Origin of the sequence: Streptomyces sp. NPDC059142 (assembly GCF_042755665.1) — a bacterium.
GTDB lineage: Bacteria > Actinomycetota > Actinomycetes > Streptomycetales > Streptomycetaceae > Streptomyces.
The window spans coordinates 1-12,858 of the sequence record NZ_JBHZDA010000091.1; the positions used below are offsets into that span (position 1 = coordinate 1).

Here is a 12,858-nt window from a genome sequence, read left to right on the forward strand (position 1 = left end):
GCTCTCGAGCGTGAGCTGGGGATCACTGACACGGCACGCCATCGCCCCCGAGACGGTGGCCCACTCGCCGCTCGGGGTCAGCTCGCCCCTCCGCGTTCACGGCCGCGTGCGGGGCCCTCTGACGGGAGGCCAGGGCGGCAGGGCCGGACGTGTGGCGACCAGGGGCGTCCCGGGGCCTCGCAGGCCAGGGGCGCCGGGGAGGCCGGGGACGCCGGAGGCGCCGGGAGAGACGTCGCAACACAGCGGAGGGGGGGGCCCCCGCGGGGGGGCCCCCCCCCGGGGGGCCCGGGGGCGGGGGCCGGGGGCGCGGGGGCGGCGGGGGCCGCGGGGGGCGCGGGGTCCCCCGCCCCACCACGGGGGGGGCGGCCCCCGGGCGGGGCCCCCGCCTCCGTGCGTCGCCTGGGGCCGGGGAGCTGTTACGTGCTCCCCGTGGCGCTTACTTGCCCTTGGCGGCTTCCTTGAGCTTGGAGCCCGCGGAGACCTTCACGCTGTAGCCGGCCGGGATCTGGATCGGGTCGCCGGTCTGCGGGTTACGAGCGGTGCGAGCGGCACGGTGGGTGCGCTCGAAGGTCAGGAAGCCGGGGATGGTGACCTTCTCGTCGCCCTTGGCGACGACCTCGCCGACCGTCTCGGCGAGAGCGGCCAGCACGGCGTCGGCGTCCTTGCGGGTCACCTCGGCGCGGTCGGCCAGGGCGGCCACCAGCTCACTGCGGTTCATGTTTGTACTCCCGTGTTCTTCTTGCCTGTGAGGCGTGAGATCGAAGCCGATGCTGCCAGGGCCCTCGGACAGTCCCCGGACCCGGGTCTGCTGACAGACCCTCGCGCCCGAATACGCATCCTGCCCCCACCAGCGGCGGGAAAGCCAATCCGGCACCCTCCGGAGCCGGACGAAGAGCGCCACTGCCTCGTCGTCGTGACGTTCCGTCGACTCTGTGGAGACTCCTTGGAGCCTTGGGGGCCCCATGAGCCCGCCGGAGGCCCTGAAACCTCCCTGGAGCCGCGGGGCTCATGGTCCGCCACCCTAGAGGGGCCCGCGTGGCCCGGCGAATCGCGACGCGCCGGGCACCGGACGGACGTGAGATGTACCGCAGTGGCCGCTACCGTGACCGGCCCGGGGTGGGCATGGTCACACCGACGGAGCCGCGCCGGCCTCGGCGGTCTTCGCCGCCGCGTCGCGCACCGCGCCCGCGACCGCGCCCGCGACCTTGTCGTTGAAGACGGACGGCACGATGTAGTTCGGGTTCAGCTCGTCCTCGGTGACGACGTCCGCGAGGGCGGTGGCCGCGGCGAGCATCATCTCCGTGTTGACCGTACGGGACTGGGCGTCCAGGAGGCCGCGGAAGACGCCGGGGAAGACCAGCACGTTGTTGATCTGGTTGGGGAAGTCGGAGCGGCCCGTGGCCACCACGGCGGCGGTCTCGCGGGCGATCGCCGGGTCGACCTCGGGGTCCGGGTTGGCGAGCGCGAAGACGACCGCGTCGTCCGCCATGGCGGCGACGTCGGCGCCGTCCAGGACGTTCGGGGCGGAGACGCCGATGAAGACGTCGGCGCCGACCACGGCCTCCTTGAGGGTGCCCGTGACGGCCTCGGGGTTGGTGTTGTCCGCGATCCAGCGCAGCGGCGACTCGGGGGCCGCCTCGACCAGGTCGGCACGGCCCGCGTGCACCACGCCGTGGATGTCGGCGACGACCGCGTGCTTGACACCGGCCGCGATCAGCAGCTTGAGGATGGCCGTACCGGCGGCGCCGGCCCCGGACATGACGACCCGTACGTCACCGACGGACTTGCCGACGACGCGCAGCGCGTTGGTCAGCGCGGCGAGCACCACGATCGCGGTGCCGTGCTGGTCGTCGTGGAAGACCGGGATGTCCAGCGCCTCGCGCAGCCGCGCCTCGATCTCGAAGCAGCGGGGCGCGGAGATGTCCTCCAGGTTGATGCCCGCGAAGCCGGGGGCGATCGCCTTGACGATCGCGACGATCTCGTCGGTGTCCTGGGTGTCCAGGCAGAGCGGCCAGGCGTCGATGCCGGCGAAGCGCTTGAACAGGGCCGCCTTGCCCTCCATGACCGGCAGCGCGGCCTTGGGGCCGATGTTGCCGAGCCCGAGCACCGCGGAGCCGTCGGTGACGACCGCCACGGAGTTGCGCTTGATGGTGAGCCTGCGGGCGTCCTCGGGGTTCTCCGCGATCGCCATGCAGACACGGGCCACACCCGGCGTGTAGATCATCGAGAGATCGTCACGGTTGCGGATGGGGTGCTTCGACTGCATCTCGATCTTGCCGCCGAGGTGCATGAGGAACGTACGGTCCGAGACCTTGCCGAGGGTCACGCCCTCGATCTCCCGCAGTTCCTCCACGATCTGGTCCGCGTGGCCCGTGGAGGTCGCGGCGATGGTGACATCGATCCGCAGCTTCTCGTGGCCGGAGGCGGTCACGTCCAGGCCGGTCACCGAGCCACCGGAGGACTCCACGGCCGTGGTGAGCTGGGAGACCGCGGTACCGCTCGCGGGGACTTCCAGCCGGACCGTCATCGAGTACGAGACGCTGGGCGCCGTTGCCATGACCGAGTTCCTCTTCTTTCCTTAAGCCGCATTGCCGCCCCGCGGGAACGCACGTTCCGACGCGACCTTCAGATGGTCGCACCTACCCGCAGGTAACGGGTAAAGACCTTTATCTACGGAACCCGTGTCCCCTGTCCCGCGACATCGTCCCGGGACATCGTGGGGCCGGGTCCGCCGCACGACGGCGCGAAAGACCCTAACAGTGGCGTGTTCAACAGAAGCAGGCCCCCACCGTTCGCCGGTGAAGGCCCGCTGAAATACCTGTGAAGCTCCGTGGAGCTGTCAGATGGAGGTGACACCGACCCGCCATGCTCGCCTCGCGGCAAGTGGTCGCTCGAAGCGACGAAGGTTGGGCCCGGGGGCTTGGATCGGGCCGGTGTCACACCCAGGCTAACAAACCACCCCGGTAAGTGATTCCCTCCGGACGAGTTGACCGGAAGTCAATGCGTACGGTCCCCGTGCGGGCGCGCCCCGGGGCGCGCCCGGTCACTCCCTGAGCAGGTCGGGGACGCCCTCGGCGTCCGGTTCGTCGCGGGCCGCCGAGACCACCGTGAGCTGCTGTGTGGCCCGGGTCAGCGCCACGTACAGGACGCGCAGGCCGGCCGGGGACTCGTCGGCGATCTCCGCGGGCGAGACCACGACCGTCGCGTCGTACTCCAGCCCCTTGGCCTCCAGGCTGCCCAGCGCGACCACCCGGTCCCCGAGCCCGGCCAGCCAGCGCGCCGCCTGTTCGCGCCGGTGCATGGCGACGACGACGCCCACGGTGCCGTCGACCCGGTCCAGCAGCGCCTGGGCCTCCGCCCGTACCGCGCGGGCGAGGTCCCCGTCCCGGACGACGGCGAAGCGCGGCCGGACCCCCGTGGAGCGCACCGCGCGCGGCGCCTCCATCCCGGGCATGGCGAGCGCCAGGACCTTGGTGGCCAGTTCGGCGATCTCGGCCGGGTTGCGGTAGTTGACCGTCAGGGTGAAGCGGCGGCGCGGCCGGGTGCCGAGGGCCTCGTCCCTGGCCTCCGCCGCCTCGTCCGGGTCCGACCAGGAGGACTGGGCGGCGTCGCCGACGACCGTCCAGGTGGCGTGCCGGCCGCGGCGGCCGACCATCCGCCACTGCATGGGGGTGAGGTCCTGCGCCTCGTCGACGATGACGTGCGCGTACTCCGTACGCTCCGCCGCCAGCCGCTCCGCGCGCTCGCGCTGCGACTCCTCGCGCTGCGGCATCAGCTCCTCCAGACCGGTGAGCTGGTCCAGCGGGTCGAGTTCGCGGCGCCTGCGCTTGCGCGGCGGCGCGCCGAGCAGGGTCTCCAGCTCGTCCAGGAGGGCCACGTCGTGCACGGAGAGCGGTCCGGTGCCGTCTGGGCCCAGCCGCTTGAGGGAGCGGGCCAGGCGCCGGGTCTCGCCCGGGTTGAGGACGCGGCGGGCCCAGCGGCCGAGGCGGCGCTCGTCGGCCATCGCGGCGAGCACCCCGCGCGGGGTCAGCTCGGGCCACCAGGCGTCGAGGAAGGCGGTGAAGGAGTCCTCCGAGGTGATGTCCTCGTCGAAGGACGAACGCAGTTCGGCCGCCAGTTCGGGGTCGGTGTGGCGGCCCGCGGAGCCGGAGCGCGACCAGAGGGCGTCCAGCAGGAGTCTTCGGGCCCTGGGTCTGAGCAGGTTGACCGGCGCGGTGCCGCCGAGGACGGTGTGCCGGATGCGCCGCAGCTCGTCCGCCTCCAGTTCGAGGCGGCGGCCGAAGGCGACGACCCGCAGCAGATCGGTCCGTACGGCGGGGCCGGGCGTGTCGTCCTCCTCCTCGCCCTCGGGGCCGGCGGGGTCGCCCGGGTCGCCGAACGCGAGCTGGCCCACCGGACCGCCCGGCCGGGCCCCGGGGGACGCGGCGGGTCCCGTACCGCCTTCCAGCGCCCCTCTGGCGGCCTTGCGCAGCACCTTCGGCATCCGCGCCGAGCCCTTGACGCGGGCGACGGCCGGTTCGTCGTACGCGGTGGCCTCCGCGCCGTCCACCAGCGAGCCGACCGCGCGGATCGCGACCTGGCCCTCCTCGCCCAGCGACGGCAGCACGCCCTCGGTGTACGCGACGAGCAGCGGCGTCGGCGAGACGATCAGGATGCCGCCCGCGTACCGCCGCCGGTCCTGGTAGAGCAGGTAGGCGGCGCGGTGCAGCGCCACGGCGGTCTTGCCGGTGCCGGGGCCGCCGGAGACCTCGGTGACGGAGGCGGCGGGCGCCCTGATCACCAGGTCCTGTTCGGCCTGGATGGACGAGACGATGTCCCGCATGGTGTGGCTGCGGGCCTGTCCCAGGGCGGCCATCAGCGCGCCGTCGCCGATCACGGCCAGCGCGTCGCCGCCGAGCGAGGCGGTCAGCTCGGGGCGCATCAGGTCGTCCTCGACGCCGAGGACCTGGCGGCCCTTGGAGCGGATGACCCGGCGCCGTACCACCCGGCCGGGGTCGACCGGGGTGGCGCGGTAGAACGGCGCGGCGGCGGGCGCGCGCCAGTCGATGACCAGCGGCGCGTAGTCGGAGTCGAGCACCCCGATCCGCCCGATGTGCAGGGTCTCGGCGATCGCGGCCGTACGGTCGGGCCCGACGGCGTCGTCGGCGGGCTCGACCGAGGTGTAGGCGCCGTCCGGGCCCTTCCGGCCGTCCTTGCCCTGGAGGAGGTCGATCCGGCCGAAGAGGAAGTCCTCGAACTCGCTGTTGAGCCGGTTGAGGTGGATCCCGGCCCGGAAGACCTGGGCGTCCCGCTCGGCGAGGGCTCCCGGCGTACCGACCTGCCCCCGTTTGGCGGCGTCGTTCATCAGGAACTCCGCCTCGTGGATCTTCTCCTCCAGGCGGCGGTACACCTGGTCGAGATGGTGCTGTTCGACGCCGATCTCACGGGCGCGTACGGAGTCGTGCCCCGTGTCGCGTCCGGGATCGACGGCGGGTCCAGCGGATTCAACAGCGGCATCCTGCGCGGCCACCGAGGCCCCCTTCATGACGTGCGTCGGGCAGCCGTCAACCGTACGCGAAGGGGGCACGTATGTCAGGCGTCGATCTCCAGCAGTCGCTTGCCGTCGAAGTCCCGGACCTCGAAGTGATCGAACTCGTCGGGGCTCATGGACGTGCTGCCCTGGATGTAGAGCGGCTTCCTGGCGTCCTCGTTCGTACTGTCCGGGATGCCGTACCCCCACTTGGGCACGGACCAGGAGGTCACGACCTCCTGCTCACCCGTCTTGGAGACGACGATCAGGCTGCACTTCAGCGGGCCCTTGATGTTCTTCAGCTCCAGGGTCATCAGCGTGCCGTAGAGCTTCTCCTCCATGGCGACGGTGCCGCTGACCTTCGTGGCCGGGTCCGTGGCCCCGGCCTTGTCGTGCATCTGGCCGAATTGCTTCGCCGGGGTGGAGAGCGCCTCGATGTTGCTGCTGCCGCTGCCGCCGCCCTGGGTGGCCACCCCGACCGCGACGGGACCGCCGACGATCAGCGCGGCAGCGGCGGCGACGAGGTAGAGCCCGCGGCGCTTGCGCTTGACGCGTTTCGCGGCGACCTCGTCGACCAGCTTGTCGAGAAGCTGGGGGCTGGGCCGTACGGAGACGGACGGTGTCGGGAGCTGGGAGAGCGGGACCGGAGGCGGGGCCTGCGGACCGATGGAGGACACGGAGGCCATGGAGCCCGGTGGCCCCATGGAGCCGAACGGGTCCGGGCTGTCCGCCAGCATCGCCAGCATCGGTTCCATCCCGGAGAACTCCTCCAGATGGACCGCGCAGATCCGGCACCCGGCCAGATGCGCTTCGAAGACGGAGGCGTCGACATCGTCCAGAATGCCGAGAACATACGCGCCGACGGTTTCATGCACAGTACTTTCGTCGCCCAGTCCGTACTGCTCGTGCGTGGTCATGCCGAGACCCCCCTCTCCTCCAACGCGAGCTTCATCGAACGCAGTGCGTAGAACACTCGGGAACGCACGGTCCCGCTGGGTATGCCGAGCGTTTCGGCCGCCTCGTTGACCGTACGCCCCTTGAAGTACGTCTCCACGAGTACTTCCCGGTGGGCAGGGGTCAAATCCTCAAGGGCATCTGAGAGCGTCATAAGCCACAACGCCTTGTCGATCTCGTCCTCCGCGGGCATGACCTCCAGCGGCGACGGATCGACTTCCTGCGGCCGGGCCTGCCGGCTGCGGTGTCCGTCGATGACGATGCGTCGGGCGACCGTCACCAGCCAAGGTCGGACAGAGCCGGTCGCCCGGTTGAGCTGACCGGCGTTCTTCCAGGCACGGATGAGCGTCTCTTGCACGACGTCCTCGGCTCGCTGGCGGTCGCCCGCCACGAGACGCATGACGTAGGCGAGCAGCGGTCCGGCATGTTCCCGGTAGAGGGCTCGCATCAACTCCTCGTCTGGTGCGGGAGTGTTGGTGCGCGGTGTCGCGCTCCGGTGTCGGGCCCGGTGAGGGCGGTCATCGGCCACGGCCGCATCCTTGCGCACCTAAACCTCCCGGTCGATACCTTCATGGCTGCTTCTCCCTCATCACTACGGAAGCCCGACCAGCGGTGCTCAACCGTTCCGAAAAATCTTCCAAGATCTTTTGGGCGCGCTCCCACGCCCGCTGGGCGGCTCGCACACCGATCGTTGCCGTACACCGGGATTCGTGCAGAACTCGTGGAGGAGATGTCCGCGACTCGCAAAGAGGGCGCGCAGAGTTGGCTTGAAATAGTGCAAGAACCCTATGGAATCGGCCGGAGAGGCACCCTTGTCCGGCCACCCGAAGTGTGCAGAACCGACGCCTGTGCCGCCTTTGGCGCGTTACGGGGCCCGGGGCCGCGTCAGCTCCGGGGCCGCGTCAGCTCCGGGCCCGCGTCAGCGCCGGGCCCGCGTCAGCGCCGGGCCCGCGTCAGCGCCGGGCCCGCGTCACGGGGCCGACGCCGCCCCACCGCGTCACGGGGCCGACGGGCCCCCGGCGCGCCGGGGCGCGCTCACGCCTCGGCCGGGGCCGTCCTGCGCCGGTGGCGGGCGACCCGTTCGCGGTTCCCGCAGACCTCGCTGGAGCACCAACGGCGGCGCCGCCCCCGGGAGGTGTCGAGGTAGACACGCCGGCAGCGGTCGCCCTCGCACCGCCGCAGCCGGGCCCGCGCCTCCTGGTCGGTGAGGAGTTCCACGGCGTCCCTCGCCACGGCGGCGAGCAGCGCGGCGCACTCCGGCTCGGCGATCGGCGCGCGGACCAGGACGCCCGCGTCGTTCCGTACGGCCCTGATGCCCGGCGGCGCCCCGGCCGCGAGCGCGTTGACCCGTTCCAGGGCGGTGGGCGCCTGCCGGCCGTCGATCTCGGCGCGCACCAACCGCCCTATGCCGTCGCGGAGTTCGGTGAAGGAGCGGACCCAGTGGGCGTCGATCCGGGCGAGCGGGGTGCCGGGCGGCAGCAGTCCGGCGCCGAGCAGCCACCGGCCGAGGGGGACACCGTCGTCGAGCCGCCCCCGGCCTCCCTGGGGCGGTTCCGCGGTGGCCATCAGGTCCAGGCAGATCCGCCCGGAGTCGAACCGCCAGCCGTACGCGCCCGTGCCCGCCGTGCCCGCCGTTCTGCCCGCCGTCATGCGCCTGTCACCGCCTCGGATGTCACCGTGGGTGCCGCCCCGGGTGCCGCCTCTCCCAGAGTGCCCCCAAGGCGGCCCCGCCGGAACCCCCGCCGCCGCGGTGTCCGATCCGGTGTCAGGGAGCGGTGTTCGGCGGGCCGTTGTGCAGGATGCGCTGGAAGAGGTGGTGGTCGCGCCAGGCGCCGTCGATGTGCAGGTAGTCGGGGGCGGTGCCGATCATCTCGAAACCGCACTTGCGGAGCACGCGCTGGGACGCGGCGTTGGCCAGTACGGTCGCCGCCTCGACGCGGTGCAGTCCCAGGTCGTCCCGGGCGGCCCGGCAGACCTCCTCGACCAGACGCGTCGCCAGGCCGCGTCCGGTGTACCCGGCGTCGACCCAGTAGCCGAGGCTCGCGCTGCGGAAGGGCCCCAGCACGATGGTGGAGAGGACCGCCTGGCCGACGACCAGGTCGCCGTCCCCGAGGTGCCAGATCCGGACGGACGGGTCGGCGATCCGGTTGGCCTGGGCCTGCGCGGTGAAGTAGTCGGCGGGACGTACGGGTCCCCAGGGGCGCATGTGGTCGCGGTTGCGCAGCAGCGCCTCCACGACCGGCTCGGCGTCGGCCGGGGCGGCGGGACGGATGAGGATCGGGGAGTCAGAGGCCATCTCCGTACGGTACCCAGGCAGGTCCGGAGCTCACGGACCACTTTCCGGACGGGCGCCGGCGCCGGGCCGGCCGCCGCTCAGCCGTCGGCGTACTTGGAGTCCGCCGACGGGTCCAGCGCCAGCCGGTAGCCGCGCTTGACCACGGTGTGGATCAGCTTGGGGGCGCCCAGCGCGGTCCTGAGGCGGGCCATCGCCGTCTCCACGGCGTGCTCGTCGCGGCCCGCGCCGGGCAGCGCGCGCAGCAGCTCCGCCCGCGGGACCACCCAGCCCGGCCGCCGCGTCAGCACCTTCAGCAGCGCCATACCGGCGGGCGGCACCGGGCGCAGCTCGCCGTCGACGAGGACCGCGTGGCCGCGGATCTCCACGCGGTGGCCCGCGACCGGCAGCGTACGGGCGCGTCCCGGCAGCTCCGTACAGAGCACCTGGACGAGCGGGCCGAGCCGGAAGCGCTCCGGCTGGACGGTGTCGATCCCGCGCGCCTGGAGCGGCAGCGCGGTGACCGGTCCGACGCACGCCGCCAGCACGTCGTGGTGGAGGGCGTCGAGCAGTTCGGTGAGCCGGCCGCGCTCCTCGGCGCGGGAGAGCAGCGAGGCGGCGGCGGGCGCGCTGGTGAAGGTGACGGCGTCCACGGAGCGGGCCACGGTCGCGTCGATCAGCCGGTCGACCGGGGCGAGGTCCTCCGGCGGCATCCAGCGGTAGACGGGCACGACCACGACATCGGCGCCGCCCGCCCGCAGCGCCTCCACGAAGCCGGGCAGGGGTTCGCCGTGGAGCTGGAGCGCGATCCGGCGCCCCTCGACGCCCTCGCCGAGGAGGCGGTCCAGGACCTCGGCCATGGACTCGGAGGTGGGCGACCACGCCTCGGTGAGCCCGGCGGCCCGGATGGCGCCCTTCACCTTGGGGCCGCGGGCCAGCAGCTCGACACCGCGCAGACAGGCCAGCAGGTCCTCGCCGTGGCCCCAGCCGTCGGCCGCGCCGACCCAGCCGCGGAAGCCGATCGCGGTCGTGGCGACGACCACGTCGGGCACGTGGTCGATCAGCTCCTTCGTCGCGGTCAGCAGCTCCGCGTCGTCGGCGAGCTGCACGATGCGCAGGGCGGGCGCGTGCACGACGGAGCCGCCGCGGCGCTGGAGCAGCGCCCCCAGCTCGTCGGCGCGCCGGGCCGCGGTGACCCCGATGGTGAATCCCGCGAGCGGGCCGTGCCCCTGTCCGTCCACGTGTCTCCTCCCGCCGTTTCTCCCGCTCGCGCCACCTTCGCACTCGCACGCGTGTCTGTCGCACCGGTCAAGACGACCGAGCCTGTCAACCGCGCGTGACAGGCCCGGTACGCCTCCATTTCACCGGCGTTACGTCCGCCTCCGGTCTACACCCGCGCGTAGCCGAACTCGGGCTCGCTCTCGGCCTGTACGGAGCGGACGGGCGCCCTTCGAAGGTATACCGCCCAGGTGAGGACGTAGCAGCACGCGTAGAAGACCAGGAAGGCGACGAAGGCCGCGGTGCCGGTCCCCGCCGTCTGGAAGGACTGCCGGAAGGCGAGGTTGATCGCCAGCCCGCCGAGTGCGCCGACTGCTCCGATCAGCCCCATCGAGGCCCCGGAGAGCCGGCGTCCGTACGCGGCGGCGGCCTCGCCGGACATGCCCTGGTCGAGCGCCCTGGCCTGGAAGATGCCGGGGATCATCTTGTACGTGGAGCCGTTGCCGAGTCCGGTGAGCAGGAACAGCGCGACGAACCCGACGAGGAAGACGGTCAGCGACTCGATCACGGAGGCGAAGACCACCACACCGGTCGCGGCGGCCATCGCGGCGAAGTTCCACAGGGTGATCCGGGCGCCGCCGTGCCGGTCGGCGAGCATCCCGCCGACCGGCCTGACCAGCGAGCCGAGCAGCGGTCCGATGAAGGTGATCGAGGCGGCCTGGAGCGGGGTGCGGCCGAACTGGGTCTGGAGGACGAGCCCGAACGCGAAGCTGTACCCGATGAACGACCCGAACGTCCCGACGTAGAGGACGGCCATGATCCAGGTGTGCCGGTCGCGTACGGCCTCCTTGGCGGCGCCGGTGTCGTTCCTGACGGGCGCGAGGTTGTCCATGAACAGCGCGGCGCAGACGGCGGCGACGATGATCAGGGGGATGTAGACACCGAGCACGATCCGGGGGTGCGAGGCGCCCGCGACCCCGATCACCAGCAGTCCGACGAGCTGTACGACCGGTACGCCGATGTTCCCGCCGCCCGCGTTGAGGCCGAGGGCCCAGCCCTTCTTGCGCAGCGGGAAGAAGGAGTTGATGTTCGTCATGGAGGAGGCGAAGTTCCCGCCGCCGACCCCGGTGAGCGCGGAGACCACCATGAAGGTGGTGTACGAGGTCCCCGGCTCCATGACGACGAACGCGGCGACGGTCGGCAGGAGCAGCATCAGCGCGCTGAAGACCGTCCAGTTCCGTCCGCCGAAGCGGGCGACGGCGAAGGTGTAGGGGACCCGCACGATCGAGCCGACCAGGGTGGCGGTCGCGATCAGGAAGAACTTCCCGGCCGGGTCGACGCCGTACTCCGGCCCCATGAACAGCACCATCACGGACCAGAGGGTCCAGATGGAGAAGCCGATGTGCTCGGAGAGCACGGAGAAGAGCAGATTGCGCCGGGCTATCGGCTCGCCGGTCCCGCGCCAGAAGGTCTCGTCCTCCGGATCCCAGTGCTCGATCCAGCGGCCCCCTTTTCGTGCTGCGACGGTGGTGATCGGGGCAGTCATCACGCCTCCACGGACGGGTTCGGTAGGTGGTCCCCGACCGTAGATACGTCGCGTTTCGCCCCCGTGCCGCAAAATGACCGCCGCGCAACCTTGCTCTCACCCGGGGCGCGGGGCCGCTGTGAGCGCGGCGCGCGGACGGATCCGGGGGCCCGGGGCCCCGGTGACCGGCGAAAATCCGCGTCGTTCTCCGTCGCGCGCCGATTACTGTTCCAACTCGGGGCTACTCAGTACGCGTTGGAGCGGCCGGCGCGCGCCCCGACGCGAGGAGACCGCATGGCGCGTACGACGACGAGATCCACCGGCCGGGGCGACCGGCCGGCCACCCTGATACAGGTCGCCCAGCGGGCGGGGGTGTCGCCGCAGACCGTGTCCAACGCGGTCAACGCCCCGGAACTCCTCGCGGCGCCGACCCTGGAGCGGGTCCGCCGGGCGATAGCCGAGCTGGACTACCGGCCGCACCAGGCCGCGCGCGCCCTGCGGACGCGCTCCAGCAAGCTGATCGGTTACGGGGTCCATCCGATGACGCAGGGGGACTCGGGGCCGGTGATGGACCATTTCCTGCACGCGTTCTCGCGGTCGGCCAACGAGGCCGGGTACCGGGTGCTGCTCTTCACCGCGCCCGCCGGGGCCGAGCACGAACCCGACTGCTACGCCGAGCTGCTGCGGGAGCAGCCGGTCGACGGGTTCGTCCTCACGCACACCTTCCGGGGCGACCGCCGTCCGGACTGGCTGCGCAAGCGCGGTGTCCCCTTCGTCGCCTTCGGCCGCCCCTGGTCGGCGCGGCCCGCCGGGGACTGGGTGGACGTGGACGGCGCCCACGGCACCTCGGCCGCCGTCGACCATCTCGTCGCGCTCGGCCACCGCAGGATCGCCCTGCTCGGCTGGCCGAAGGGCTCGGGCACGGGCGACGACCGGGCCGGGGGGTGGCGGGAGGCGATGCGCCGCCACGGGCTCCCCGTACGCGGTCTGCGGGTGGCCGCGGTGAACGAGGTCGACGCCGCGCGGGACGCGGTGGCCCCGCTGCTCTCCGCCGGTGCGACGGCCGTGGTGGCGGTCAGCGACACCCTCGCCCTCGGCTGCTACCGGGCGCTGCTGGGGAGCGGCCGTACGCCGGGGCGCGACGTCGCCGTCGTCGGCTTCGACGACTCCTCCGCCGCCGGGCTGCTCACCCCCGGCCTGACCAGCCTGCGCCAGCCGCTGCCCGAGGTGGGCCGCGCCTGCACCCGGCTGCTGCTGGACCGGATCAAGGAGCCGCAGGGGACGCCGGAGCAGGTGCTGCTGACGCCCTCGCTGGTCGTCCGGGAGAGTTCGGCGTACGCGGGCTGAGGGCCCGGCGCCCACCGGCGCCGCCGTGCGGCG

At 72.6% G+C, this 12,858-nt stretch carries 10 protein-coding genes; 1 reads left to right on the top strand and 9 read right to left on the bottom strand.

Annotated elements, in window-relative coordinates:
• Positions 1 to 436 precede the first annotated feature (436 nt).
• The 9 genes from ACFXPK_RS26280 to ACFXPK_RS26320 form a co-directional block, all read right to left on the bottom strand.
• Positions 437 to 718 carry an HU family DNA-binding protein gene (locus tag ACFXPK_RS26280; protein WP_004571953.1) on the bottom strand — a complete coding sequence of 94 codons (282 nt, stop codon included), beginning with the start codon at positions 716 to 718 and terminating at the stop codon, positions 437 to 439.
• Positions 719 to 1,126: 408 nt separating this feature from the next.
• Complete coding sequence (locus tag ACFXPK_RS26285) at positions 1,127 to 2,557, bottom strand: NAD-dependent malic enzyme (protein ID WP_385003644.1); 1,431 nt, start codon at positions 2,555 to 2,557, stop codon at positions 1,127 to 1,129.
• Positions 2,558 to 3,043: 486 nt separating this feature from the next.
• Positions 3,044 to 5,509 carry a HelD family protein gene (locus ACFXPK_RS26290; RefSeq protein ID WP_385079207.1) on the bottom strand — a complete coding sequence of 822 codons (2,466 nt, stop codon included), beginning with the start codon at positions 5,507 to 5,509 and terminating at the stop codon, positions 3,044 to 3,046.
• Between the two features lie 62 nt (positions 5,510 to 5,571).
• The gene (locus tag ACFXPK_RS26295; RefSeq protein WP_385003640.1) at positions 5,572 to 6,426 is read right to left on the bottom strand and encodes an anti-sigma factor family protein; all 855 of its coding nucleotides are present in this window, start codon (positions 6,424 to 6,426) and stop codon (positions 5,572 to 5,574) included.
• Positions 6,423 to 7,010: a sigma-70 family RNA polymerase sigma factor gene (locus ACFXPK_RS26300; protein WP_114624088.1), complete on the bottom strand. Its 588-nt coding sequence runs from the start codon at positions 7,008 to 7,010 to the stop codon at positions 6,423 to 6,425. The genes ACFXPK_RS26295 and ACFXPK_RS26300 overlap by 4 nt, the downstream gene beginning before the upstream one ends.
• Positions 7,011 to 7,498: 488 nt before the next feature.
• Positions 7,499 to 8,113, bottom strand: coding sequence for a CGNR zinc finger domain-containing protein (locus tag ACFXPK_RS26305; protein ID WP_385003638.1), 615 nt, complete (start codon positions 8,111 to 8,113; stop codon positions 7,499 to 7,501).
• Positions 8,114 to 8,228: 115 nt separating this feature from the next.
• On the bottom strand, positions 8,229 to 8,759 hold the full coding sequence (locus ACFXPK_RS26310; protein ID WP_385003636.1) for a GNAT family N-acetyltransferase: 531 nt from the start codon (positions 8,757 to 8,759) through the stop codon (positions 8,229 to 8,231).
• Between the two features lie 77 nt (positions 8,760 to 8,836).
• Positions 8,837 to 9,976 (bottom strand): uroporphyrinogen-III synthase, encoded by a 1,140-nt coding sequence (locus tag ACFXPK_RS26315; RefSeq protein WP_385003634.1) that lies wholly within the window; start codon positions 9,974 to 9,976, stop codon positions 8,837 to 8,839.
• Between the two features lie 146 nt (positions 9,977 to 10,122).
• Positions 10,123 to 11,499 (bottom strand): nitrate/nitrite transporter, encoded by a 1,377-nt coding sequence (locus ACFXPK_RS26320; protein ID WP_385079211.1) that lies wholly within the window; start codon positions 11,497 to 11,499, stop codon positions 10,123 to 10,125.
• 273 nt (positions 11,500 to 11,772) lie between these two features.
• On the opposite strand from ACFXPK_RS26320, the gene ACFXPK_RS26325 reads away from it, so the two are divergent.
• The gene (locus ACFXPK_RS26325) at positions 11,773 to 12,825 is read left to right on the top strand and encodes a LacI family DNA-binding transcriptional regulator (RefSeq protein ID WP_385079213.1); all 1,053 of its coding nucleotides are present in this window, start codon (positions 11,773 to 11,775) and stop codon (positions 12,823 to 12,825) included.
• Positions 12,826 to 12,858: the final 33 nt, after the last annotated feature.

Coding starts and splice junctions, on each gene's coding strand:
- ACFXPK_RS26280 (WP_004571953.1), bottom strand. CDS start 718: ATGAACCGCAGTGAGCTGGTGGCCGCCCTGGCCGACCGCGCCGAGGTG.
- ACFXPK_RS26285 (WP_385003644.1), bottom strand. CDS start 2,557: ATGGCAACGGCGCCCAGCGTCTCGTACTCGATGACGGTCCGGCTGGAA.
- ACFXPK_RS26310 (WP_385003636.1), bottom strand. CDS start 8,759: ATGGCCTCTGACTCCCCGATCCTCATCCGTCCCGCCGCCCCGGCCGAC.
- ACFXPK_RS26295 (WP_385003640.1), bottom strand. CDS start 6,426: ATGACCACGCACGAGCAGTACGGACTGGGCGACGAAAGTACTGTGCAT.
- ACFXPK_RS26325 (WP_385079213.1), top strand. CDS start 11,773: ATGGCGCGTACGACGACGAGATCCACCGGCCGGGGCGACCGGCCGGCC.
- ACFXPK_RS26320 (WP_385079211.1), bottom strand. CDS start 11,499: ATGACTGCCCCGATCACCACCGTCGCAGCACGAAAAGGGGGCCGCTGG.
- ACFXPK_RS26305 (WP_385003638.1), bottom strand. CDS start 8,113: ATGACGGCGGGCAGAACGGCGGGCACGGCGGGCACGGGCGCGTACGGC.